Raw genomic sequence first — 23,335 nt, 5'->3', positions numbered from 1 at the left:
TTCAGACCTCGTTGTGCTGTTCTGTCGCATTCGCAGATTCAGGGTATGCCGTGTCTGCGTGCGCAAATATCCAGTTCGCGCCGAGCCAAAGCAGCGCGGCGACTACCAGCGATGCGATGACCTTGTGCATGGGCTTGATCGGCGATTGAACAGTAATATCGCGTGTTACCTTTCTGGCAGTCGCAGGCTTTAAATAGGGCTCGGTTGCTCTCAGCAAAGGCTCGGGTGACAGATTCAGGAAGCGTGCATAACTGCGAACATAGCCGCGCACAAATATGTCGGCGTTCATCCGCTGAAATTCGTTGGCTTCAATCGCTTCAACATGGGAAACCAATAGATTGAGGCTGTCTGCTACATCCTGCGCGGTTAATCCGGCGGCCTCTCGCGCTTCGCGCAGGCTGCTGCCCGGTTCAAGATCACTCACTTTCATCACCTCCGTTCTGCGCTGCGAGGTATGCCTTGTATTCCAGATATTCTCGAGACTTTGGGTACAGATTCTTCAATGCCAACGCATAACTTGCATGCGTATTCTGATCGCCAAAAACATCGGCCAGTCGAATCCCCAGCCACAGGCTGGCGGCAGACTGCTTATCTGACAGCCGACGGTATTCATCGTAGAAAGCCTGTGCAGAGGGGTAATCACCCAACGCGTAGTTACTTCGCGCCAGACCCAGCATCGCTGGCCTTGAGACCTTATCCATGAAGTAGGCGCGCTTGTAGGTGGTCACCGCGTCTTTAGGTCTATCGAGTTTTTCGTAACAGCGGCCCAAGTTGAGGAAGGCATTCAAGCGGCCTTCATAGAGCACATCTTCAACGACACGTTCGAACTCTTTCGCCGCTTCGTTGTAGCGCTCCAAACCAAAGAGGAAGGCCGCGTAATTATTCCGAACCCGTGAGTTTTCAGAACCGTATTTGAGTGCTGACTGGTAGTGCTTCTCAGCCAGCTCCAGCTCACCGGTATTCTGAAACACCAGCGCGAGGCCCTCGTGTGCCTCCACATTTTTTGGATCGGTCTCAATCGCGTAGCGCAAGTGGCGTTTGGCTGCATTCCACTCACCTGAGTGGATGTAGGTACGCGCTAACTGCGATGACAGTTCCAATGCTTTGGCTTCATTTTTCTTGTCACTATAGGGCGAATCGGTTGTAGTCACACAGGCGGACAACAGAGCGCTACCAAGCAGAATCAAACAGGGTTGGATCAGACTACGCACACTCATGGAATATTCATCACCTTGATTTCTTCTGGCAATCCGGGCTGCTTACCCTGAGACGCGCGCAATACATGGCGCGCATTGCGCCGCGTTCGATCTACCACTTCACCGGCCAACTGACCGCACGCTGCATCAATATCATCACCGCGAGTTGTTCGCACTGTGGTCACGAAATCCGCCTTGGTCAGAATCTCCCAAAAGCGTCGCGTCGCATTTTTGCTGGGGCGCGAGTAATCAGACAGTGAAAAGGGGTTAAAAGGGATCAGGTTAATTTTGCAGGGAAAATCCTTGAGTAGAGCCGCCAGTTCATGGGCGTGCTCGGGCTGGTCGTTAACACCGGCAATGAGCGTGTACTCAACGGTTACAACCCGATGAATATCAGGCTGACAGTCAATATAGTGACGACAGGCTTCGAGTAACTCGGCAATGGGATAGCGTTTGTTGATTGGCACCAATTCATTGCGCAGTGCATCGTTGGGCGCATGCAGAGAGACCGCCAACGACACCTGGGAAACTTTGGCCAGATCATACAGTTTGGGGACCACACCGGACGTACTGAGGGTCACTCGCCGCTTGGACAGGCCATAGCCAAAATCGTCCATCATTAAATCGGTAGCGGCAACAACGTTGTCGAAATTGAGCAGGGGTTCACCCATACCCATCATGACTACGTTGGTGACAATACGTTTTTTTGCCCCAAAGCCATCGTAGGATTTAATAGCTTGCCAAACCTGGCCAATAATTTCAGCCGCTGTCAGGTCGCGCTGAAAGCCCTGCTTACCTGTGGAGCAAAAACTGCAATCAAGGCTACAGCCAACCTGTGACGACACACACAATGTGGCGCGCTCACCGTCTGGAATCAGCACGGTTTCGACCACATTACCGCCACCGACACCGATCGCCCACTTGCGTGTACCGTCTTTGGAATCCAGCTGACGAAGTATCTCCGGCGGCCGTATTTCTGCCACCGTTTTGAGCTTGGCCCGAAGCGCCTTGCCCATATCCGTCATTTCCTCGAAATCGTCTACACCGCGATGATGCATCCATTTGAGGAGTTGCTGGGCGCGAAACGGCTTCTCGCCCAGCGACGCCATAAACTCTGCCAGGTGGGCTCGGGTCATCCCCAGCAGGTTGACCGGTTGCACCTGCCCTGGGTTCAGGGGCGGCTGGCTGGCAGATTCACTCATGGCGTTTTACCTTGCGCGCTGATCTTAGTCGCGATCGCAGATTTCGCTGGCAGCGAAAAAATATGCAATTTCACGCTCGGCAGAGGCTGCTGAATCAGATCCGTGCGCCGCATTGGCATCGATAGATTCCGCAAAGTCAGCACGAATGGTGCCGGGCTCGGCTTCTTTCGGGTTGGTGGCACCCATCAGCTCACGGTTTTTGGCAATAGCGTTTTCGCCTTCCAGCACCTGAACAGTCACGGGACCAGAGGTCATAAAGTCGACCAACGCCGGGAAGAAAGGACGGCCTTTGTGCTCTGCGTAGAAACCTTCGGCTTGCGCACGGCTCAGGCGCAGCATTTTGGCAGCAACAATACGCAAACCCGCTTTTTCAAAGCGGCTATAGATCTCGCCAACCACATTTTTCGCTACCGCGTCAGGTTTCACAATGGAAAGAGTACGTTCCACAGCCATCAGTCAATTTCTCCAATAAAAACAAAGTATTTAAAAAAACCAGCGACAGCCGCTGGTTCGTTCACAAAATCCGCTAATTATAAGCTTATCTGAGCTAAATGAATATGGCGTGACCTCAGGAATGACGGGAAGTCAGGCGGTGAATAGCCTAGTTCGCCTGCTGCGCGCTGCCGCGCAACCGACTTACCGCATCCACGACCTGATTGGCCGCACTCTCCAGCTCCCCAGCGGTGCTATAGCGACCAAAACTGAAACGCACAGAACTCAGCGCTAGCGTGTCGCTAATACCTATCGCCCGCAACACATAGCTGGGCTCCAGAGTAGCCGAAGCACAAGCCGATCCGGTAGAAACCGCCAGATTGCGCAGCGACATCAGCAAAGACTCGCCATCAACGCCGGCAAAGCTGACATTGACGATGCCGGGCCAACCGTCTCCATTAATCGTCAGGCCATCCAGCGCCCGTAGCCCAGTGAGAAACTGCTCGCGCAGCCCCGCCAGTCGCTGTCTCTCATCCTCAAGCGATTCTGCGGCCAATGCGCAAGCCTCGCCAAAGCCAACAATCTGATGCGTGGGCAATGTACCTGATCGCAACCCGCGTTCGTGGCCACCACCGTGCATCTGAGGCAGTGGCTGACACTGGCTGCGACGCTTCACATACAGTGCGCCAATGCCTTTCGGGCCATAGCATTTATGAGCGGAAATCGACATCAGATCTACTGACAGCGTCGCCAGGTCAATCGGCAGCTTACCCACACTCTGCGCCGCATCGACATGGAAGAAAGCCTGATGCTCACTCAGAACGCTACCAATAGCGGCAATATCGTTGATTGCACCGAGCTCATTGTTTACGTGCATCAGGCTGACCAGAATCGTATCGTCGCGCAGCGCCGTCGCCACAGCTTCCGGGCTGACCACACCTGCAGCGTCGGGCTCTAGGTAGGTAATAGAGAAGCCTCGGCTGGCCAGGTACTCACAAGTATCCAGCACGGCTTTGTGCTCAATGCGCGAGGTAATAATATGCTTGCCCCGCTCACTGTAAGCCTCTGCAATACCCTTGATGGCCAGGTTATCGGCCTCGGTGGCGCCTGAGGTCCAGACAATTTCCCGATTATCCGCCCCGATCAGGTCAGCGACCTGTCGGCGGGCATTTTCTACCGCCTCTTCGGCCTTCCAACCCAATAGGTGTGAGCGCGACGCCGGGTTTCCAAAGTTACCCTCAAGCGTCAGACAGGCAGCCATTTTGTCGGCAACACGCGCATCAACTGGTGTGGTTGCAGCGTAATCGAGATAGATAGGCGACTGCATTGAGCTCACTCTACCAATGTCATAGCGATATGATCGGCTTCGCGATGATTCTGGCGGCTGGCAATCTGCTGAATTTCGCTGCGCTGTACCAGACTTGCCAGGCTGATGCCGCTGAGAAAGGTATGAATCTGGTCACTGAGGTCGCTCCACAGATGGTGTGTGAGACAAACCTCTCCTTCCTGACAGTTGGCCTCTCCAGAGCAGTTGGTGGCATCAACGCTCTCATCAACGGCGTCGATAATGTCCGCCACGAAGGTCTCTTCAGTTGCTTTGTCGAGACAGTAACCACCACCCGGACCGCGAATACTTTTTACCAGACCCCGGCGGCGCAGCTTGGCAAACAGCTGCTCGAGATAGGACAGGGAAATATGCTGGCGCGAGGAAATCTCGGACAGGCTCACCGGCCCCTGATCACTGTGCAGCGCCAGATCCAGCATCGCCGTGACCGCGTAACGGCCTTTTGTGGTCAATCGCATTGTTCTCTATGACCTCCCCTCGTGCTGCATCGCACACGAGACTCCCAAGTTATCTAAGCAGAACTGCTTTCGTCGGCCGCAGCGGCCGATGGCGTGTCAGCATTTTGCTGGCGTAGCTGATACTGCGTGGAGGTAAGAATGCCACGCAGAATATTCATTTCCATCTCATCTGGCCGCGCTCTGGTATACAGACGGCGCAGCCGGGTCATCAATTGCTTGGGCGCATCCGCGCGTAGAAAGCCCAGTGCAATCAGGGTTTCTTCGAGATGCTCCATATAGCGCTCTAACGCGTCAGCCGTGGCTGGCGGCTGATCCCACTCTTCCAACGGATTGCCACTGAGCTCGCCGTCCAGCGAGGTCATGCGTAGCTCGTAGCAAAGCACCTGTACCGCCATCGCGAGATTCAGCGAGCTGTATTCCTCATTCGCCGGAATATTGACGTGTAGATTGCACTGCTGCAGCTCTTCATTGGTTAAACCGCGATCTTCACGACCAAATACCAGCGCGACTTTGTGCTTGCTGGCTTCACCGTAGGCCTGCTTCGCACAATGGCGCGGATCCAGCAGCGGCCACGGAATTCGCCGCCCTCTCGCGCTGGTACCGATCACCAAAGCGCAATCGGCAATGGCATCTTCCAGCGTTTCAAACACCGTCGCGTTGTCCAGCACATCAGTCGCGTTAGAGGCGCGCCAGGTGGCTTCGTCGTGGGGAAACTTTTTCGGTGCCACCAATGCCAGGTCACTGACACACATATTTTTCATGGCCCGCGCCACCGCACCGATATTGCCCGGATGGGAGGTGTTCACCAGAACAATGCGAATATTATCCAGTGACATGATTAACCTGCCTGCCCTGCAGCCTTATCGGCAGCAATATCGCGGATACGCTGCACCATGGCTCGCAAACCATTGCCGCGCGTGGGGCTTAGGTGGCGCAGCAAGTCCAGCTGTTCAAAATACTGTTCAATATCGAACGCTAATATCTCGTTTGCGGCTTTATTGTTGTAGGCAGCAAGGATTACCCCCAGCAGCCCTTTCACAATAAAGGCATCACTGTCTGCCTGAAACTCGAAGCTGTCGGCGTGCTTCTCAGTTTCCAGCCACACCTGACTCTGACAACCACGAATAAGACGATCATCTGTTTTCAAATCGTCGGGCATATCGGGCAATTCCTTACCCAGATCAATAATGTATTTGTAGCGGTCTTCCCAGCTGTCGAAAAACCCGAGGGTATCGACAATATCGTCTGCCGTAATACTGCGCCCAAAAGGGTTGTCGCTTACACGCGCATCCATCAGTAAAACATCCCCGTTTCCAGCTGAGCCTCTTCCGACATCATTTCCCGATTCCATGGCGGATCAAACACCAGCTCCACCGTCACAGCCCGCACATTTGGCACCTGCGCCACGCGGTACTCGACGTCGCCCACCAGCACAGGGCCCATACCGCAACCCGGCGCAGTCAGCGTCATCTCGATATCCACTGCTTTCGCGGATTGATCAATCTCCACTTTGTATATCAGCCCGAGGTTTACAAGATCTACGGGGATTTCCGGATCAAACACAGTGCGCAGAGCATCCCAAACCTGCTCCTCAAGGATGTCTTCGCCATCGGGCTGCTCGAACGCCAAAACTTCCGGTTCCAAACCGAGCGCCGCCGCATCAGTACCATCAACCCGCACCATATTGCCGTTGTAGGTTACGGTGTAATTACCTCCCAACGCCTGGGTGATAGTGACAAAGTTGTCCTTGGGGATGGTAATGGGGGTGCCCACCGGAACAATCCGCCCCGGACAATCGGTGACTGTGGTCACCATTCTGCGTTCCATGTGTTTCGCTAACCTCAATTCACACTAAAGCTTTCGCCACAGCCGCACTCATCCGATACGTTCGGATTGATAAACTTCAATGTGCGGTTAAGGCCTTCTCGGGTGTAGTCAATCGTGGTGCCACGCATCATCGCCATGGCATCCGGCGCCACATACAGGTTGACGCCGTTATCAAGAACAATCGCAATATCATCAGCCTTTTTCTGCTCGACAATATCGATCACATACTTGTAACCGGTACAGCCACTTTCCTTCACCGACAAGCGAATCGCAGCATCCGGCTTTTCGGCCAGCTGCTTGCGAAAGTGTTCCTGCGCCGCGTCGGTGACGCTCAAGGCAGGCACATCCGTTCCAGAAGGTTCTGTTCCGGGTACAAAGGTTTCTACACTCATACTCTCACTCCAACCACTGTTGACTTAGAGCAACTCAAAGCAAAAAAGTTTTGGCTTTCGCCAATCCGGCAAACAGGGCATCGATGTCCTCAAAGGTGTTATATAGGGCAAAAGAGGCCCGCACTGTGCCCGGAATTCCAAACTGTTTCATAATGGGCTGGGCACAGTGATCGCCCGTGCGCACCGCAATGCCCTGCTGATCGAGCAACATACCGACATCTGCCGGGTGCACGCCCTCAAGCAAAAATGAGAAGGCGCCAGCAATCGTCTTGGCACAGCCGATGCGCTTGAGCCCATCAAACTGACCAGCCTTATCATGAGCATATTGCATCAGAGCTGCCTCATGGGCGGCCAATGCCGTGCGATCCAACGCCTGCAGATAATCCACCGCCGCCGCGAGGGCCACGGCACCACCAATATTGGGTGTGCCCGCCTCGAACTTAAAAGGCAGTTCGTTAAAGGTCGTGCCTTCAAAACTCACGGTTTTGATCATTTCGCCACCGCCGTGATAGGGCGGCATCTGTTCCAACAATGACTCTTTGCCGTACAACACCCCAATCCCTGTGGGGGCATACATTTTGTGGCCGGAAAAAGCATAAAAATCACAGTCCAGCGCCTGCACATCCACGTCAAAGTGCGGCACACCTTGGGCGCCATCGATCAGGACTTTTGCACCGGCCTTGTGGGCCAGCTCAGTAATTTCCTTGACAGGATTAACCGTGCCCAGCGCATTCGATACATGTCCTACCGCAACCAGCTTGACCCGCTCATCGAGCAATACTTTGTATGCTTCCAGCTCAAGCTCGCCATTTTCGGATACGGGAATGGGCACAACCTCGGCGCCGCATGCCTGCGCGGCGAGTTGCCAGGGCACGATATTGGAATGATGCTCCATCGCCGACACCAGAATCCGATCGCCTTTTTTTAACACCGAACGGGCGTAACTGCTGGCGACCAGATTAATGCTTTCGGTGGTACCACGAGTCCATAACACCTCCTTCGTGCTGGAGGCGTTAATAAACTGCACCACTTTTTTGCGGGCATCTTCAAAGGCAAGCGTCGCGCGATCACTCAACGTGTGGGCACCGCGATGCACATTGGAGTTATCGTGCGAATAGTAATGAGACAGCGCATCAATCACCGACTGCGGTTTCTGCGTGGTCGCCGCATTGTCGAGATAAATCAGGGGCTGACCATTGACCTCCTGCTGCAATACTGGAAAGTCACTGCGCAGGGCACTGGCATCAAACCCCTTGATGGATGCCGCTGCCGCACTCATGCCGCAGCCCTCGCCCGGTCAAATTTTTTCTCGAACAGTTCAGACACTAGCGGTGTCAGATAATTGCGCACCGGAATATGGGCCAGCTGTTCCAACAACTCATTGATAAAACCAAAGCTGAGCATAATTTCTGCCCGTTCACGATCCACACCCCGGCTTTGCAGGTAATACAGCGCCTTTTCCTCCAACCGGGCTATGGTCGCTCCGTGGCTACATTTTACGTCATCGGCGTAAATTTCCAGCTCCGGCTTGGTATCCACTTCCGCGCTATGACTTGTCAGCAGATTTTTATTGCTGAGATCGGCAACGGTTTTCTGGGCGTCCTGATGAATATGGATACGACCATTGAATACCGCCTTGCCGTGATCGCCGATAATGCCGCGAAACACTTCATGCGTGGTGCAGTTGGGTACGGCATGTTCAATACAGGTATGAAAATCCACCGTGTGTTTGTGGTTCGGCAGGTAAATGCCATTCAAACCACAATGCGCGCCTTCGCCTTTGTGATTAACCACAACATCGGTGCGCTGCAGGTTGGCGCCCAGGCTCATCATAAAACTGTTGAGCGTGGCATCGCGCTCCAGGTTCACATGCACTCCACCGATATGAAGGGTATTCTCCTCCTCCAGATGCAGATGGTAGTGCGTCAGGCGTGCGTTAGCATCGAGCTGCACTTCGGTTACCGCATTGGTAAAGCAGTTTTGTGCTTCATCAGTGCTACTGAAATGCTCAACCACTGTCGCTTCAGCTGACGTTTCCACATGTAACAGCAAGCGCTGATTCACCGCAAAGTTCTCGGTCTCAGGCGTCGTAATATGGTGTATGTAAATGGGTGTTTTAAGCTGGGCATTTTTCGCCACATGCAGGTAAACGCCCTCTTGCAGCCAGCTGTCGTTCAGGGCCGCAAACAGGTGCTTTTCACTGTCGGCTATGCTACCGAGCTTCGCCAGAATTACCTTTTGTTGCTTGGCATTGGCTTGAGAAAAACGCACGATCTCCACGCTTTCCGGCAACTTATTGCACGACAGGTTCTCGGCAAAAACACCGTTTACGAAAACCAGCGCACAGGCATCCAGACCTTCAATGGCGTCTACCTGCTCGGAGAGTTCAGCGCCTCTTGCCTGCGACCAGCGCAAATAGCTACCGTCAGCCAACGCTTGCAAGCTAGTGTATTTCCAGCTTTCGGTTTTGCGAGTTGGAAACGGGGTGACTTTCCAGCGATCGCGGCCACGCTTGTTAAAGTCGGCCAGCCAGTCGAGTCCCGCTGGCGTTAAATCTGCCGCTTGTTGGGTAAACGCTGTCATTACGCGACCTCTTTCGTGATCCAGCCGTAGCCTTTTTCTTCCAGCTCCAGCGCCAGCGAGCGATCGCCGGATTTGATGATCCTGCCGCCGGAGAGTACGTGCACGTAGTCTGGTTGAATATAATCAAGTAGACGCTGATAGTGCGTCACCAGAACAATGGCGCGATCTTCACTGCGCATGGCATTAACACCTTCAGCAACCACTTGCAGCGCATCAATATCAAGGCCAGAGTCAGTCTCATCCATGATGCACAGCTTGGGTTCGAGCAGCATCATTTGCATCAGCTCGTTGCGCTTTTTCTCACCGCCGGAAAACCCTTCATTTACACCGCGTTTAAGAAACTGGTCATCCAGATTTACCGCTTTGCACTTTTCCCGCGCCAGTTTCATAAACTGTACGGAATCAATCGCTTCCAGACCTCGGTGTTCGCGCACTGCGTCGACGGCAGTTTTCAAGAACTCCATATTGCTCACGCCGGGGATTTCAACCGGGTACTGGAATGCCAGAAACAGGCCTTCGCGAGAGCGCTCCTCGATATCCATCTCGAGCAGATTCTTGCCATCAAATTCGACGCTGCCAGCAGTTGCTTCGTAGTTTTCCCGACCGGCCAATACGTGACCAAGGGTGCTCTTACCGGAACCGTTCGGCCCCATAATGGCGTGCACTTCACCGGCCTTCACATTCAGGCTGAGGCCTTTCAGTATTTCTTTGTCACCGACATTGGCGCGTAAATCTTTGATAGACAACATGGACTGATTTTCTCCAAAAACTTTTACAGGCTCTGATTTCGCTAACGGTGTGTTAAGCAACCGAACCCTTAAGACTGTTAACCTACAGAACCTTCCAAGCTCACTTCCAGCAGTTTGCCGGCTTCTACCGCAAACTCCATGGGAAGCTCCTTGAACACCTCTTTACAAAATCCGTTCACGATCAGCGATACCGCTTTCTCCGCATCCAACCCGCGCTGTTGGCACAGGTAAAGCTGATCTTCACTCACCTTGGACGTGGTCGCCTCGTGTTCCACCACCGCGCTCGGATTACGACTTTCGATATACGGGAAGGTATGGGCACCACAGCGATCACCGATCAACAGGGAATCGCACTGAGTGTAATTGCGAGCGCCTTCAGCGCGCTGGCTCATCCGCACCAGGCCGCGGTAGGCATTCTGACTCTGACCTGCGGAAATACCTTTGGAAATGATGGTTGAGCGGGTGTTCTTGCCCATGTGGATCATCTTGGTACCGGTATCGGCCTGCTGGAAATTATTGGTCAGCGCGACCGAATAAAATTCACCCACGCTGTTGTCACCGCGCAGTACCACACTGGGGTATTTCCAGGTAACCGCAGATCCGGTTTCTACCTGAGTCCAGGAAATCTTGGCGCTGTCGTGACACACACCGCGCTTGGTCACAAAGTTGTAGATACCGCCCTTGCCTTCCTTGTCGCCGGGATACCAGTTCTGCACAGTGGAATACTTGATCTGCGCATTATCCAGTGCCACCAGCTCAACCACAGCGGCGTGCAACTGGTTTTCATCGCGCATGGGGGCTGTACAGCCTTCAAGGTAGCTCACATGGCTGCCTTCTTCGGCGATAATCAGGGTGCGCTCGAACTGACCGGTTTTGGCTTCGTTGATTCGAAAGTAGGTGGACAACTCCATCGGGCAACGCACGCCCTTGGGTATGTAAACGAAGGATCCGTCGCTGAATACCGCGCTGTTCAGCGCCGCATAGAAATTGTCTTTTCGCGGTACCACGGACCCCAGATATTTCTTCACCAGCTCCGGATAGTCATGCACCGCCTCTGAAATCGAGCAGAAAATGACGCCCGCCTCTTTGAGTTTGCCACGGAAAGTGGTCGCCACAGACACAGAATCGAACACCGCATCCACGGCAACACCGGCCAGCATTTCCTGCTCATGTAGCGGAATGCCCAGCTTCTCGTAGGTACGCAACAGCTCTGGATCAACTTCTTCCAGGCTCTTGGGCTTGTCCGCCATGCTTTTCGGTGCAGAGAAATAAGACAAGGCCTGAAAATCGACCTTGGGGTAACGCACGTGCGCCCACTCCGGTTCGGTCATTTCCAGCCAGCCGCGATAAGCTTCAAGACGCCACTCCAGCATCCATTCGGGCTCACCCTTTTTGCCGGAAATAAAGCGGATGACGTCCTCATCCAACCCGGGAGGCAAGGTATCTGACTCGACCGAGGTATAAAAACCTGCCTCGTAGTCGTTTTTCAGCAGGGTATCGATTTGGGCCTGTTCGCCTTGTGACATAGTCTTGGACTCAATAATTCTATAGAAATCAATTAACTACAGCTCACCTACAAGACCGCCCCCGACAGCTATACGCATATCAGGGCCCGCCGTGAAAGCGCCCTATATTGTGACAAAACCTAGTAAATTACTCAACTATTATAGAGGCCTGATTTGTGGCCTGAAGTCACATACCGGCTCACGCCATATTTCAAGCATCAGCGCTGACGGAAGCAGCGCCAATAGAGGAGGGAAATCAGCGAATACTAACTTACGGGAAGCATCTATCACAGCGACCGGGAGCCAGCCCGGCGCCATGAAGATCAAAAGACAGGAAGGCGGTACGTCTGCCGTTATTCAGGCAGCCTGTTCAGCATCTCCGTGCTCGAGCCAGTGAATAGCCAGCTCCCGCTCATCCAACGTAAAGCCTTTTATTTCAACCCAGGACAGAAGGTGCCCCTCCCAATCACTCACCTTGCGCACCCAGGTTTTATCGCAGAGTACCGCGATACGCTCAAAGTGTTTATAGGCTTTGAAAAATGCACCGATGTGGGTTAACTCAAAACCGATAGCGCCCAACGACGGCCAGTGAAAGTCACTGACATTGAATACCATGTGCCCGTGCTCCATGTTTGCAGCGACCTGATGCAGCTCTTGAAGAAAGTTTTGCATCTCCTCTTTTGTGATAGAGCCCTGCATTTCAATATCAACGCGATTTTGATCAGTAGGTGTGATGGTAAGCATGGTCTTATCCTCGTGCTGTCACCTGTTACGGCCCCGGCGGGCACTACGATACGCAGAGTATAGTTAAGAGGTGAATCACGAGAAGTAACTTTAGGGGGTATATGAAGCAATATTCTAAAAGCCGTGAAAGCCCTTATTACAATGACTAAAAAGTCGCCGCTAGCACTCAGCGTAGCGCCAATGTGTTTTAGTCAAACGCAGGGGCTACGCTTCAAAACGGCGCTACACTGACTCGTAAATTTCTAGCGGCTGCCCATCTGGATCCTGGAAGAAAGTGAAGCGCTGCCCGGTGTATTCATCGACACGGATGGCTTCGGTTTCGACCCCATGCCTATTGAGATGTGCGGCGGCCTGTACTACATCATCTACCGCAAACGCGAGGTGCCGCAGGCCCTGCGCCTCAGGATAACTAGGACGTGCCGGGCTGCCCGGGAAAGAAAACAGCTCAATCTGACTGTTATCAGGCAAACACAAATCAAGCTTGTAAGAGTCCCGATCCGGCCGGTAGTTTTCGGCAAGCACCCTCAAACCCAGTATTTCAGTATAGAACCGTTTTGATACCACATAGTCTGAGCAGATGATCGCCACATGATGGATACGTTTGAACATGGTCAACACTTTCGTCGATAGTTGCACTGCCATTTCATCGCAGACACAGGTGAAAAGCAAAAAGGGCTATTAACACCGCCGCCTGCCTCTCCCGGAATTTCATCATCTAACCACATCACACGGCTCAGCCCTGTTCTATACTGACTTCATGTCCTTGATTGGATAACAGAATGTTAAAGCTAGGCCATTCTTCTTGGGCACTGCAGAGCGGCTCAGACCGGTCGTTGGAGAAATACGCCAGTGGCTTTCCGGACGATTTTTCGCCGCTGAAACTGCCCGACGTGCAGGGCGCACTTGTCGCCGCACAGCGCCGCTTTTGGGCATCGCGAAAAGCGGCATTGCTCATTATCTTTCAGGGTCTGGACACCAGCGGCAAAGACGGCTGCATTCGTGCGGTGTGCGCAGGAATGGACCCTATGGGCTTTCAGGCGGTTGGATTTGGCGTACCCAGCAGCCTTGAGCGCGCGCACGATTTTCTCTGGCGGGTACAACCCCACCTACCCTCTGTGGGCAAAGTCACGTTGATGAATCGCAGTTACTATGAGGCCGTGTTGGCGGAACGCTGTCTTACAGACGACAAGCCAGAGCCTGACAGCCATTGGATGGCACGGTACCAATCCATCCGACAGTTCGAAAAGCATCTGGCACTCAATGGCACTGCGACGTTGAAATTCTGGCTGCATATCGGACGCAAAAAGCAGCGCGAGCGCCTGAAACAGCGACTAACTGACCCGGAGCGACACTGGAAATTCGACCCCTCTGACATTCACAGCTGGCATGAACGTGCCCGGCACTTGGGTTATGCTGACGAAGCCCTGCGTCAGACACACACTGACGACGCGCCCTGGCATATTGTGCCGGCCGACGATAAAGGCCTGTGCCGTCGCGTGGTCTGCCTGCGCGTGCTGGAAGCTTTACAAAAGCTCGCCGGACCTTACCCGTCTGGCGATCAGGCAATACGACAGCAGTACCTGAACGAACTGGAGAACAAATGAGTTTCTCGATTGACTGGAGCTTGCTGGTATCTGGTCTCGGCCTGTTCATGCTGGGTATGTTTTTTCTCGAGTTGTCACTGAAATCCCTGTTGAACCGGGCCGTGGTCAAGTCCTTACGCGGTGCCACCGCCAGCCTGTGGCTGGCCGTGCCGCTGGGCGTAATTCTCACCGCACTGCTGCAAAGCAGCTCCCTGCTTGGGCTACTGGTACTGGCCTTCGTGGGAGCTGGTGTCATGCCCATGCGCAACGCACTGGGGGTAATTCTTGGCGCAAACCTGGGCACCACCATGACCGGCTGGATCGTGACCTGGCTGGGATTCAAACTCGAACTGGACGCCTTCGCGCTGCCGCTGATGGGTATCGGTGCGCTACTGAAGGTATGGCTCGACGGTCGCCTGCGCTGGGAAAGCCTGGGGCATCTAATGCTGGGGCTGGGCCTATTGCTATTTGGTCTGGACGCCATGAAAACCGGTGTTGAAGATCTGGCCAAAAACACGGACCTCAGCTTTCTGGTGGGTTGGTCTATTATCTGGTTTCTTGGCCTGGGCCTGCTACTGGCGGCCGTCATTCAGTCGTCATCGGCGGTGGTCATGCTCGTGCTGTCAGGCCTGCATGCCGGGCTGTTTGATTTCACTGCGGCAGCAGCCATGGTGATCGGCGCTGATCTGGGTACGACCAGTACCCTACTGCTGGCGGGTGCTTCAGGCGCCTCCGTAAAACGGCAGGTGTCGATGTTCCACCTGATCTACAACACCCTCACAGCGCTATTCGCCTATTTTGTCATGCTACCGCTGGCGCCCTACGTTTTTGATCGCGTCGACCTGAATGACAACCTGCTGCAACTGGTGGTATTTCACAGCAGCTTCAATTTCATCGGCATCTTTCTGGTACTGCCCATCATTCGCCGGCTGGCAGACTGGCTGGAGCAGAATGTCGGCCAGCATCACGGCGTGACGGAGATTATCCACAAGGTCCCGGTGTCAATCCCCGAAGCCGCCGCCGTCGCGCTCCATCAAGAAACCCTGCTACTGCTGGCGCGCACTTTTCAGCTGCTCGGACAGGCGTATCACAGTCAAATGCAATTTTACGCCAGCCACGGCAATCCTTTAACACCCCTTCCTCCCGGCATGGGTGTTTATCTGGATCACTATGAATCATTGAAAGAGCTGGAAGGTGAGATCGCGGCCTACGCCAACCAGATAGACGGCCTGGCGCCGGAGCAACGAAACCATCTCGAATCACTCCTGGCGAGCGTACGCAAGGCCGTGTATGCGGCCAAGTCCATCAAGGACGTGCAGGACGATATGGAACCACTGTGGAGCGACAGCGCTGACAGTGCGACAACGCTTCGAGAAGCCCTGAAACGACGAATGGAACATTTGCTGACGATGGGGCAGGCAACACTTAACGGCGAATTGAGTCACGGCTCTCTGGCGCAGGAAGACGCCATACATCGCAAGGAGATGCAAAGGCTGAGCGATGATGCATACCGCTCTGATGGCGTCGATGGGGTGGGCTTTTCCAGTTTGATGAATATTATCCGGGAAACCGATGAATGCGGCCGGGAGTTGCTGCGCGTGTTCACCAACCTCCCCCCGCCCGACGGCTTGGAGCTCGCGGCACAGCCACCTGTACTGCAGTCCGTCGGCGGCTAGCCTGCAGCTCAATGCGCGTGGCGCAGCTGGCGTAGACAACTCTATACGGTTGCCCGTCGCGGGCTTTGCGGCATATACCGTAATTTAGCCTGCAGGCTCCCAGACAAAACGCCACTCTGCCAGCCGTTCGGCGTAATCTGCGCAAACCCAAAGGTCGGCAACGGCGGCTAGCTCCCCATCCAGATATATCAGCGGCAGCCGATCACGCCGCCAAGGCGGCACATCACTTTCCTGGAGCAACTTTTTCAGTCGTTGGGAATGCGCCCTACCTGCAGGCTGACAGCGTTCACCGCCACGACGAAAATGCACCGTAAACCGCTCTGGCTGACTGCCACCGACTGCACTAAGCTTGCCTACGCCGGGAATATCCAACACCGAACCACCGTCCCATGCCAACTCAAGGCTCGGATCAAATGGTGTAAGGCTGGTGATATACAATACTTCCTTAAAACGGCGCACTTGAAACTCGCCCAGCTCGAATACGGGTTCTGCGTCTGCGGAAGACCAAAGCATGGATTTCTGTAGTGCCTGCAGTTGTGCCAGCGAAGGGGTGAGCCCGGTCTGCGACAACCACTGGCGCAGCGCAGCATTGCGACTGCCCTCATCCAGACTGCGCAGCGACTCAAGATCAAGTGCGGACCAGGTGCTTGTGCGAGTGTGAAAGGTCAAGTTGCTGATGGAATCTTCGGGCAGCGCACTTTCCGCAAGGCTGGCTAGCCTGGCCAGCGTAGCGCGGTAGGCCGGCCAGCGGGCCTCCACCTGTGGCAGCACGTTGTGGCGCAAGTAGTTTCTATCGAAGCCGGTGTCGTGGTTACTGGGGTCTTCTATCCAGCTGAGCTGGTGCTCTCTGGCATAGTCTTCAAGTTCGGCGCGAGACAGCCCGAGCAACGGCCGAACAAGTATGGCATCGCCCAGCTCGCGGGCGGTGGGAATACCTTTCAAGCCTTCAAGACCGGTGCCGCGAAACAATCGTAAAAGCAGCGTTTCCGCCTGATCATCCAAATGGTGGGCCTGCAACAGCACATCACCTGCATTCAGGGCATCACCAAAGGCTGCATAGCGTGCGCGACGCGCTGCGTCCTCGACGCTGGCGCAGTCATCAACAGACACATTCGCGGTGTGAAAAGACACACCCAGCGATTCGGCAAACTGCTTACAGTGTCGCTGCCAATCATCAGCCTGCGCCTGCAGCCCATGGTGGATGTGCAGGGCATGCAGGGAGGGATGCTCTTTTAACCGGGTAAGTGCGTGCAACAGCACCGTGGAATCCAGCCCGCCACTGAAGGCAACCACCCAGCGTGGGCGGTCGAGATATGGCTTCAGTGTGTCTAGAAGTACGGATTCCATAGCGAACCCGGCAAAGCGCCTTAGCTATTACCGTATGACATCAGGCGCTCGTAGCGTCGCGCCAGCAAATCGTCCATCGGCTGAGATTGCAATTCCTGCAGCTGTTCCAACAGGTGTTTCTTCAATCGCTCGGCCATCAGGTCGATATCCCGATGGGCACCGCCCAATGGCTCGGGAATGGTGGCATCAACAATGCCCAATTCTTCCAACACAGTGGAGGTAACCCCCATGGCTTCCGCTGCATCCGGCGCTTTCTCGCTGGTTTTCCAGATGATGTTGGCGCAGCCTTCTGGCGAGATGACAAAGTAGGTGGAATACTGAAGCATGGCCAAGTGATCACCAACGCCAATGCCAATGGCTCCACCAGAACTGCCCTCACCCACCACAACACAGATAACTTGGGTTTTCAGGCGCGACATAACCGCCAGGTTCTGGGCGATGGCCTCACTGATGCCCCGCTCTTCGCTGTCGATACCAGGATAGGCTCCGGGTGTATCAATCAACGTAATCACCGGCAATTTAAAACGCTCAGCCAGTTCCATCAGACGCAGGGCCTTGCGATAACCTTCGGGTTTAGGCATACCAAAGTTGCGCTTGACCTTCTCCTGCACGCCGCGGCCCTTCTCTTGACCAATCACCATCACCGGCTTGCCACCAAGGCGGGCAATACCCCCAACGATGGCCTTATCATCGCCAAACCGACGGTCGCCATGCAGCTCATCGAAATCATCAAAGATACGATTGATGTAGTCCAGCGAGTAGGGACGCATGGGGTGGCGCGCCACTTTGACGATATCCCATGAGGTCAACGAGCCGAAAATCTTTTCGGTGAGCTTGGTGCTCTTTTCCCGCAGTTTGTTGATTTCCTCAGTAATGTTGAGATCGTTGTCGTTGCCCACCAACTGCAATTCCTGAATCTTGGTTTCCAGTTCGGCGATGGGCTGTTCAAAGTCTAGATAGTTCGGATTCATTACTGGGCTTTCTCTGCTGAGTCTCTACTGAGTTAACACTGAACACTTTTTTTTGCTTAAAAAACAATGCGTAAGAGCACAGCATTATACGTTAATCGTAATCGATGACCACGTTATTAATGCCGCAGTCGTCACGTAAACGATGAATCAGTTCGTCACTTGGACGCACCTGCCACTCTTCCCCCAAGCGAATATCTGCGCTGCATTCTTCGCGCTGGTAGGCGATGACCACCGGGCAGGAGCCACCTTTAGCGTGATGCAGGTGGGACTTAATCCGCTGGATAAATTGCCCCATTTGCTCGGCATTCAATTGCAAGCGCAGGCGACGTGCCCGAGCTTCGCGTGCCTCGGCCAGCGTCAGCAGGCTGTCGACCGACATTTTCAGACCACCGGTGAAGTCATCCGGTGACACCTTGCCTTCCACCACCAGGATCTGATCCTTACCGAGTTTCTCCTTGCATTGCTGGAAGGCCTCGGAGTAAAGGGCCGCATCGATCCGGGCACTGCGGTCGTCGAGGGTAACCACTGCCATGTCGCCACGGCGGGTCTTTATCACCCGCATACCCACGACCAGCCCAGCCACCTTGCAGTTCTGATTGTCCGGCTTCAGATCGACAATGCGCTTGGGAACAAATTGACGAATCTCTGCTTCGTAATCATCTATCGGGTGACCGGTAACATACAGGCCCAGAGTATCCTTCTCGCCCTGCAGGCGCTCGCGGGTATTCCAGCGGCGCACATTGCGAAAATCTTCGTACACGTCGCGCTCGTCAGCAGCTAGCGTTTCACCAAACATATCGAGCATACCGGCTTCTTCGTTTTTGGCGGTCTGCTCGGCACCTTTCACCGCTTCCGGAAGGCTCGCCATCAGCACGGCGCGGTCTTCACCCAGAGAGTCGAAGGCTCCTGCGCGAATCAACGCCTCCAGTGCGCGCTTGTTAACCTTGCGCGGGTCAGTTCGGGTACAAAAATCAAACAGGTTTTTGAAAGTACCGCCGGCTTTACGCGCGGCAATCAAATTTTCCACCGGCCCTTCACCCAGCCCTTTAATTGCGCCCAGGCCGTAGATGATTTCTCCGGCATCGTTAACCGTAAACTTGTACTCACCCTGATTCACATCGGGCAACTTCAGCGGCAACTTCATCGCCCGACATTCTTCGATAAAGGTTACGATCTTGTCGGTATTGTCCAATTCCGAACTCATGACCGCAGCCATGAATTCAGCGGGGTAATGCGCCTTGAGCCAAGCGGTCTGATACGACACCAGAGCGTAGGCGGCCGAGTGAGATTTGTTAAAACCGTAGCCGGCGAATTTTTCCATCAAATCAAAGATATTGGAGGCCAGGTCCTTATCGAAACCCTTCTCCACTGCACCGGCGAGAAACAACTCCCGCTGTTTCGCCATCTCTTCCGGTTTTTTCTTACCCATCGCTCGACGCAACAGATCAGCGCCACCAAGGGAGTAGCCGCCCATTTCCTGGGCAATCTGCATCACCTGTTCCTGATACAGAATAATGCCGTAGGTTGGCTCCAGTATCGGTTTCAGGCATTCATGCTGATACTGGGGATGGGGATAAGACGGTTCTTCCCGCCCGTGTTTTCGGTTGATAAAGTCGTCAACCATACCGGACTGCAACGGCCCCGGCCGGAACAGAGCCACCAGTGCCACGATATCTTCAAAGCGGTCGGGTAGCAGGCGTTTGATCAGGTCTTTCATGCCGCGCGATTCGAGCTGGAAAACCGCTGTGGTCTCGGCGCGCTTCAACAGCGTAAAGCTGTCGGCATCGTCCAGCGGGATCGCCATGATATCCAGCGCTTCCTCGCCCGCTTTCTCGCGCTTGCCGTTGATGATTTCCAGCGCCCAATCGATGATGGTCAGGGTGCGCAAGCCAAGAAAGTCGAACTTGACCAGCCCCGCCTCTTCCACATCGTTCTTGTCGTACTGGGTGACTAGGCCGCTGCCGGTTTCATCGCAATACAACGGCGAGAAGTCCGTCAGGCGCGAGGGCGCTATCACCACCCCCCCGGCGTGCTTACCTACCCCGCGGGTAATACCCTCGAGCTTGAGGGCCATATCCCAGATTTCCTGACCGGCTTCGTCTTCAGCCAGATACTGGCGCAGCGCCTCCTCCTGTTCGTAGGCTTTTTCCAGGGTCATGCCCACTTCAAAGGGAATCAATTTGGACAGTTTATCGCCCACCATATAAGGCTTACCCTGAACCCGCGCGACATCGCGCACCACCGCCTTGGCGGCCATGGTGCCGAAAGTAATGATCTGGCTCACCGCCTCGCGGCCATAGTGATCGGCCACGTAGGAGATCACCCGGTCGCGACCCTCCATACAGAAGTCAACGTCAAAGTCGGGCATGGACACCCGCTCTGGATTGAGGAAGCGCTCAAACAGCAAATCGTATTCGATAGGATCAAGGTCTGTGATCTTCAGCGCATAGGCGACTAGAGAGCCGGCACCCGACCCCCGTCCGGGACCTACCGGAATACCGTGATCCTTGGCCCATTGGATAAAGTCCATCACGATCAGGAAGTAACCGGGAAACCCCATCTGCAGAATAATATTGAGTTCAAAATCGAGCCGGTCGCGATATTCCTTCTGCTTTTCCGGAAAATCCGGGGCGCTGGTGTCAAACAAAAACTCCAGCCGTTCATCCAACCCCTTGTGCGAAAGCTGACGGAAAAACTCATCCTGCGTCATGCCCTCAGGAATCGGGTACTCAGGCAAGTAGTAGGTGCCCAGCTCGATTTCTACATTGCAGCGTTTCGCAATTTCAACTGTGTTTTCCAGAGCTTCTGGAATGTCGGAAAACAGCTCAGCCATTTCTTCGGGCGAACGCAGGTATTGGTCCTGACTGTAGCGACGCGCACGACGCGGGTCATCCAGGGTTCTGCCGTCAGCGATACACACGCGGGTCTCATGCGCTTCGTACTCTTCGGCTTTGAGAAACTGCACATCGTTGGTCGCGACTACTGGGCAGTCCAGTTCCGCTGCGAGCTCTACTGCCGCGTGCAGGTAGTCTTCTTCATATTCCCGGTGAGTGCGCTGCAGTTCCAGGTAATAACTACCCGGGAAGTCCTGCTGCCAACCTCGCAAGCAATCAGCCGCAAGCTCACGCTTGCCCGACAGGAGGTATTGACCCACATCCCCTTCGCGGCCACCGGACAGCACAATCAGACCTTCGCCCAGCTCTCTCAACCACTGCCGCTGTATATAGGGTTTACCCTGCTGTTGGCCTTCCTGATAGGCGCGGGAGATCAACACGCGTAGATTGGCATATCCCGTATTGTTGCGAGCCAACAGCACAATCTGGCTGAAATGCTCCGGGTCATGCTCATCGCGCAGGTAAAAGTCACTGCCGTAGATTGGTTTGATACCCGCGTTGTAGCAGGCCTTGTGAAATTTGATCAGCGCATAGAAGTTACAGCGATCAGTTAGCGCTACCGCAGGCATACCCTGCTCGCCGACAGCTTTGATCAGCGGCTTGATCCGCACGATGCCGTCCGACAGGGAATATTCGGAATGCACTCGAAGATGGACAAAACCGGTCATGAAAGCTCCTCGACAATTTTGCGTACCGGCGCGTAAGAGCGACGGTGAAACGGCGTCACCCCATGTTCACGCAGAGCATCCAGATGCACTTTGGTAGGATACCCCTTATGGCTGGCGAAACCATAATGAGGGTATTGCTCAGCCAAAGCATCCATTTCAGCGTCGCGGGTTACTTTCGCCAGTATCGACGCTGCACCAATACAGGCATGCAGGCTATCGCCCTTTACGACCGCCTGTGCCGGGTAGCTCCACTTGGGCAGGCGATTGCCGTCCACTAACACATACTGCGGCTGCACCGGCAGCGCCTCGACTGCGCGCTTCATCGCCAGCAGGCTCGCCTGTAAAATATTGAGGCTGTCGATTTCGTCGATCGACGCCCGGGCAATGCTAAAGCTCAAGGCCTTTTCCCGAATTTCGTCAAACAACGCCAGCCGCTTTTTCTCGGTCAGCTTTTTGGAGTCATTCAAACCCACAATGGGATTATTCGGATCAAGGATAACTGCGGCAGTGACGACATCACCGGCCAATGGCCCACGCCCAACCTCATCCACACCCGCGGTCAGCGGCGGAAACTCGAAACTATCAAACAGATCAGCCATGTTCTGCCTCCATCAGTTGCCAAATCGCCTCGGCGGCACTGTCACTGGCATTCAGGGCAATCTCTCGATGCAGTTGGGTAAAGCGAACCTTCAGTGCATCAACAGCATCGCTTCCATCTAGCCGCTCCAGTAGTAGCGGCCCCAGCACCTCAGGCCGTACATCATTCTGAATGATTTCCGGCACCAGACTCTCTGTCGCCAGCAGGTTCGGCAGGGAGATATAAGGGGTTTTTACCAAGCGTGAAAGAATGGCATAACTAAAGCCACCCATCTTATAGGCCACGACCATTGGCCGTTTAAGCAACATAGCTTCCAGCGTAGTCGTTCCAGACGCCATAAGCACGGCATCAGCGGCCGCCATCGCCTCGCGCGATTGACCATCAAGTAATTGCACGGTCGTCGCCCGGTCGATCAGCAGCGTTTCAATTTGCCGGCGCCGCTCAGCACTGGCCGCCGGCACCAAAACCTTCAGCCCAGGGCGTTGCTGCATAAGCCAGTCCACTGTATCGAGAAAGGCAGGGGCAAGCTGCCCAACTTCTCCAGCGCGACTGCCGGGCAGCACAGCCAATACACGATCGGTGTCGCCCAGTCCCAGAGTTTTTCGCGCCGTGTCTCGCTGATCGTCGAGAGGAAATTCATCCGCTAACGGATGCCCGACAAAACGCACAGGCACACTGTGCGCTTCATAAAACGCGGCTTCAAAGGGTAGTAGCGTCAGCATCAAATCGACCGCGCGCGCGATCGTCTTGATTCTACCCTGACGCCAGGCCCAGACCGACGGACTGACGTAGTGAACCGTTTTGATGCCAACGCTTTTCAGGTCAGCTTCAATATTGAGCGTAAAATCAGGTGAATCGATCCCGATAAATACATCGGGCCGAGTTTCGCGGAAGTGCTGCTTCAGATGTTTACGCATGCCCAGCAGTTCAGGCAAGCGTTTGAGAGGCTCGGTGAAACCCATGACCGATAAGCGATCCATGGGATACAGCGAGTTAAAACCGGCAGCGATCATGCGCGGCCCACCAACCCCATCAATATGAAGTTCGATACCAATCTGAGCGGCGCGCAGCTGCAGGGCCTTAATTAATCCTGCACCAAGAATATCGCCGGAGGCCTCCCCGACGACAATACCAATGTGTAGTCTTCGTTTCGCCATGGGCTCCG

At 54.5% G+C, this 23,335-nt stretch carries 23 protein-coding genes; 2 read left to right on the top strand and 21 right to left on the bottom strand.

Going from position 1 to position 23,335, the window contains the following annotated elements; genetic code table 11:
* Nucleotide 1: 1 nt before the first annotated feature.
* The 16 genes from ABYP39_RS00545 to ABYP39_RS00470 all read right to left on the bottom strand — a co-directional run bounded on the left by ABYP39_RS00545 (nucleotide 2) and on the right by ABYP39_RS00470 (nucleotide 13,042).
* Nucleotides 2–424, bottom strand: a complete 423-nt coding sequence (locus ABYP39_RS00545; protein WP_372748367.1) for a helix-turn-helix domain-containing protein — start codon at nucleotides 422–424, stop codon at nucleotides 2–4.
* Complete coding sequence (gene pilW, locus ABYP39_RS00540; RefSeq protein ID WP_372748366.1) at nucleotides 417–1,217, bottom strand: type IV pilus biogenesis/stability protein PilW; 801 nt, start codon at nucleotides 1,215–1,217, stop codon at nucleotides 417–419. Before pilW ends, ABYP39_RS00545 begins: the two co-directional genes overlap by 8 nt.
* Complete coding sequence (rlmN, locus tag ABYP39_RS00535; RefSeq protein WP_372780752.1) at nucleotides 1,214–2,398, bottom strand: 23S rRNA (adenine(2503)-C(2))-methyltransferase RlmN; 1,185 nt, start codon at nucleotides 2,396–2,398, stop codon at nucleotides 1,214–1,216. Before rlmN ends, pilW begins: the two co-directional genes overlap by 4 nt.
* A 24-nt stretch (nucleotides 2,399–2,422) precedes the next feature.
* Nucleotides 2,423–2,851 (bottom strand): nucleoside-diphosphate kinase, encoded by a 429-nt coding sequence (gene ndk, locus ABYP39_RS00530; RefSeq protein WP_372748364.1) that lies wholly within the window; start codon nucleotides 2,849–2,851, stop codon nucleotides 2,423–2,425.
* Between the two features lie 148 nt (nucleotides 2,852–2,999).
* Nucleotides 3,000–4,157 carry an IscS subfamily cysteine desulfurase gene (locus ABYP39_RS00525; RefSeq protein ID WP_372748363.1) on the bottom strand — a complete coding sequence of 386 codons (1,158 nt, stop codon included), beginning with the start codon at nucleotides 4,155–4,157 and terminating at the stop codon, nucleotides 3,000–3,002.
* 5 nt (nucleotides 4,158–4,162) lie between these two features.
* Nucleotides 4,163–4,633 (bottom strand): Fe-S cluster assembly transcriptional regulator IscR, encoded by a 471-nt coding sequence (gene iscR, locus ABYP39_RS00520; protein ID WP_372748362.1) that lies wholly within the window; start codon nucleotides 4,631–4,633, stop codon nucleotides 4,163–4,165.
* A gap of 53 nt (nucleotides 4,634–4,686) precedes the next feature.
* The gene (gene trmJ, locus ABYP39_RS00515; protein ID WP_372748361.1) at nucleotides 4,687–5,469 is read right to left on the bottom strand and encodes a tRNA (cytosine(32)/uridine(32)-2'-O)-methyltransferase TrmJ; all 783 of its coding nucleotides are present in this window, start codon (nucleotides 5,467–5,469) and stop codon (nucleotides 4,687–4,689) included.
* Between the two features lie 2 nt (nucleotides 5,470–5,471).
* Nucleotides 5,472–5,927 (bottom strand): SufE family protein, encoded by a 456-nt coding sequence (locus ABYP39_RS00510; protein WP_372748360.1) that lies wholly within the window; start codon nucleotides 5,925–5,927, stop codon nucleotides 5,472–5,474.
* Nucleotides 5,927–6,460 carry a putative Fe-S cluster assembly protein SufT gene (sufT, locus tag ABYP39_RS00505; protein WP_372748359.1) on the bottom strand — a complete coding sequence of 178 codons (534 nt, stop codon included), beginning with the start codon at nucleotides 6,458–6,460 and terminating at the stop codon, nucleotides 5,927–5,929. Before sufT ends, ABYP39_RS00510 begins: the two co-directional genes overlap by 1 nt.
* A 14-nt stretch (nucleotides 6,461–6,474) precedes the next feature.
* On the bottom strand, nucleotides 6,475–6,852 hold the full coding sequence (locus ABYP39_RS00500; RefSeq protein ID WP_372780751.1) for a HesB/IscA family protein: 378 nt from the start codon (nucleotides 6,850–6,852) through the stop codon (nucleotides 6,475–6,477).
* Between the two features lie 34 nt (nucleotides 6,853–6,886).
* Nucleotides 6,887–8,131, bottom strand: a complete 1,245-nt coding sequence (locus ABYP39_RS00495) for an aminotransferase class V-fold PLP-dependent enzyme (protein WP_372780750.1) — start codon at nucleotides 8,129–8,131, stop codon at nucleotides 6,887–6,889.
* Complete coding sequence (gene sufD, locus ABYP39_RS00490) at nucleotides 8,128–9,435, bottom strand: Fe-S cluster assembly protein SufD (protein ID WP_372780749.1); 1,308 nt, start codon at nucleotides 9,433–9,435, stop codon at nucleotides 8,128–8,130. Before sufD ends, ABYP39_RS00495 begins: the two co-directional genes overlap by 4 nt.
* A complete protein-coding gene (gene sufC, locus ABYP39_RS00485; protein WP_372748785.1) occupies nucleotides 9,435–10,184 on the bottom strand; it encodes a Fe-S cluster assembly ATPase SufC in 750 nt (249 codons plus the stop codon). The genes sufD and sufC overlap by 1 nt, the downstream gene beginning before the upstream one ends.
* 77 nt (nucleotides 10,185–10,261) lie before the next feature.
* Entirely contained in the window at nucleotides 10,262–11,710 is a 1,449-nt protein-coding gene (gene sufB / locus ABYP39_RS00480) for a Fe-S cluster assembly protein SufB (RefSeq protein ID WP_372748786.1), read from the bottom strand.
* Between the two features lie 336 nt (nucleotides 11,711–12,046).
* Nucleotides 12,047–12,433 carry an STAS/SEC14 domain-containing protein gene (locus tag ABYP39_RS00475; protein ID WP_372748787.1) on the bottom strand — a complete coding sequence of 129 codons (387 nt, stop codon included), beginning with the start codon at nucleotides 12,431–12,433 and terminating at the stop codon, nucleotides 12,047–12,049.
* A 222-nt stretch (nucleotides 12,434–12,655) separates the two neighbouring features.
* A complete protein-coding gene (locus tag ABYP39_RS00470) occupies nucleotides 12,656–13,042 on the bottom strand; it encodes a VOC family protein (RefSeq protein WP_372748790.1) in 387 nt (128 codons plus the stop codon).
* 170 nt (nucleotides 13,043–13,212) lie between these two features.
* Here ABYP39_RS00470 and ABYP39_RS00465 point away from each other — a divergent pair, with 170 nt between their 5' ends.
* Entirely contained in the window at nucleotides 13,213–14,037 is an 825-nt protein-coding gene (locus ABYP39_RS00465) for a polyphosphate kinase 2 family protein (protein ID WP_372748788.1), read from the top strand.
* Complete coding sequence (locus ABYP39_RS00460; protein WP_372780748.1) at nucleotides 14,034–15,692, top strand: Na/Pi symporter; 1,659 nt, start codon at nucleotides 14,034–14,036, stop codon at nucleotides 15,690–15,692. Before ABYP39_RS00465 ends, ABYP39_RS00460 begins: the two co-directional genes overlap by 4 nt.
* An 84-nt stretch (nucleotides 15,693–15,776) precedes the next feature.
* On the opposite strand, the gene tilS is transcribed toward ABYP39_RS00460, so the two are convergent.
* The 5 genes from tilS to lpxB all read right to left on the bottom strand — a co-directional run bounded on the left by tilS (nucleotide 15,777) and on the right by lpxB (nucleotide 23,327).
* Entirely contained in the window at nucleotides 15,777–17,039 is a 1,263-nt protein-coding gene (gene tilS / locus ABYP39_RS00455) for a tRNA lysidine(34) synthetase TilS (RefSeq protein ID WP_372748457.1), read from the bottom strand.
* 20 nt (nucleotides 17,040–17,059) lie between these two features.
* Nucleotides 17,060–18,010 carry an acetyl-CoA carboxylase carboxyltransferase subunit alpha gene (locus ABYP39_RS00450; protein ID WP_372748456.1) on the bottom strand — a complete coding sequence of 317 codons (951 nt, stop codon included), beginning with the start codon at nucleotides 18,008–18,010 and terminating at the stop codon, nucleotides 17,060–17,062.
* 91 nt (nucleotides 18,011–18,101) lie between these two features.
* Nucleotides 18,102–21,572 (bottom strand): DNA polymerase III subunit alpha, encoded by a 3,471-nt coding sequence (gene dnaE / locus ABYP39_RS00445; protein WP_372748455.1) that lies wholly within the window; start codon nucleotides 21,570–21,572, stop codon nucleotides 18,102–18,104.
* The gene (gene rnhB, locus ABYP39_RS00440) at nucleotides 21,569–22,171 is read right to left on the bottom strand and encodes a ribonuclease HII (protein WP_372748454.1); all 603 of its coding nucleotides are present in this window, start codon (nucleotides 22,169–22,171) and stop codon (nucleotides 21,569–21,571) included. The genes dnaE and rnhB overlap by 4 nt, the downstream gene beginning before the upstream one ends.
* Nucleotides 22,164–23,327 (bottom strand): lipid-A-disaccharide synthase, encoded by a 1,164-nt coding sequence (lpxB, locus tag ABYP39_RS00435; RefSeq protein WP_372780747.1) that lies wholly within the window; start codon nucleotides 23,325–23,327, stop codon nucleotides 22,164–22,166. Before lpxB ends, rnhB begins: the two co-directional genes overlap by 8 nt.
* Between the last annotated feature and the right edge of the window lie 8 nt (nucleotides 23,328–23,335).

Origin of the sequence: Litorivivens sp. (assembly GCF_041625495.1) — a bacterium.
Lineage (GTDB): Bacteria > Pseudomonadota > Gammaproteobacteria > Pseudomonadales > Spongiibacteraceae > Litorivivens.
This window is presented reverse-complemented; position numbering and strand designations above follow the sequence as displayed.

Bases quoted from the DNA above. Each gene is read 5' to 3' on its own strand.
- ABYP39_RS00450 (WP_372748456.1), bottom strand. From the start codon at position 18,010: ATGAATCCGAACTATCTAGACTTTGAACAGCCCATCGCCGAACTGGAA.
- tilS (WP_372748457.1), bottom strand. From the start codon at position 17,039: ATGGAATCCGTACTTCTAGACACACTGAAGCCATATCTCGACCGCCCA.
- sufT (WP_372748359.1), bottom strand. From the start codon at position 6,460: ATGGAACGCAGAATGGTGACCACAGTCACCGATTGTCCGGGGCGGATT.
- ABYP39_RS00475 (WP_372748787.1), bottom strand. From the start codon at position 12,433: ATGCTTACCATCACACCTACTGATCAAAATCGCGTTGATATTGAAATG.
- ABYP39_RS00500 (WP_372780751.1), bottom strand. From the start codon at position 6,852: ATGAGTGTAGAAACCTTTGTACCCGGAACAGAACCTTCTGGAACGGAT.
- ABYP39_RS00510 (WP_372748360.1), bottom strand. From the start codon at position 5,927: ATGGATGCGCGTGTAAGCGACAACCCTTTTGGGCGCAGTATTACGGCA.
- lpxB (WP_372780747.1), bottom strand. From the start codon at position 23,327: ATGGCGAAACGAAGACTACACATTGGTATTGTCGTCGGGGAGGCCTCC.
- trmJ (WP_372748361.1), bottom strand. From the start codon at position 5,469: ATGTCACTGGATAATATTCGCATTGTTCTGGTGAACACCTCCCATCCG.
- sufD (WP_372780749.1), bottom strand. From the start codon at position 9,435: ATGACAGCGTTTACCCAACAAGCGGCAGATTTAACGCCAGCGGGACTC.
- ABYP39_RS00465 (WP_372748788.1), top strand. From the start codon at position 13,213: ATGTTAAAGCTAGGCCATTCTTCTTGGGCACTGCAGAGCGGCTCAGAC.
- rlmN (WP_372780752.1), bottom strand. From the start codon at position 2,398: ATGAGTGAATCTGCCAGCCAGCCGCCCCTGAACCCAGGGCAGGTGCAA.
- sufC (WP_372748785.1), bottom strand. From the start codon at position 10,184: ATGTTGTCTATCAAAGATTTACGCGCCAATGTCGGTGACAAAGAAATA.
- ndk (WP_372748364.1), bottom strand. From the start codon at position 2,851: ATGGCTGTGGAACGTACTCTTTCCATTGTGAAACCTGACGCGGTAGCG.
- iscR (WP_372748362.1), bottom strand. From the start codon at position 4,633: ATGCGATTGACCACAAAAGGCCGTTACGCGGTCACGGCGATGCTGGAT.
- ABYP39_RS00495 (WP_372780750.1), bottom strand. From the start codon at position 8,131: ATGAGTGCGGCAGCGGCATCCATCAAGGGGTTTGATGCCAGTGCCCTG.
- sufB (WP_372748786.1), bottom strand. From the start codon at position 11,710: ATGTCACAAGGCGAACAGGCCCAAATCGATACCCTGCTGAAAAACGAC.
- dnaE (WP_372748455.1), bottom strand. From the start codon at position 21,572: ATGACCGGTTTTGTCCATCTTCGAGTGCATTCCGAATATTCCCTGTCG.
- ABYP39_RS00460 (WP_372780748.1), top strand. From the start codon at position 14,034: ATGAGTTTCTCGATTGACTGGAGCTTGCTGGTATCTGGTCTCGGCCTG.
- rnhB (WP_372748454.1), bottom strand. From the start codon at position 22,171: ATGGCTGATCTGTTTGATAGTTTCGAGTTTCCGCCGCTGACCGCGGGT.
- ABYP39_RS00525 (WP_372748363.1), bottom strand. From the start codon at position 4,157: ATGCAGTCGCCTATCTATCTCGATTACGCTGCAACCACACCAGTTGAT.
- pilW (WP_372748366.1), bottom strand. From the start codon at position 1,217: ATGAGTGTGCGTAGTCTGATCCAACCCTGTTTGATTCTGCTTGGTAGC.
- ABYP39_RS00470 (WP_372748790.1), bottom strand. From the start codon at position 13,042: ATGTTCAAACGTATCCATCATGTGGCGATCATCTGCTCAGACTATGTG.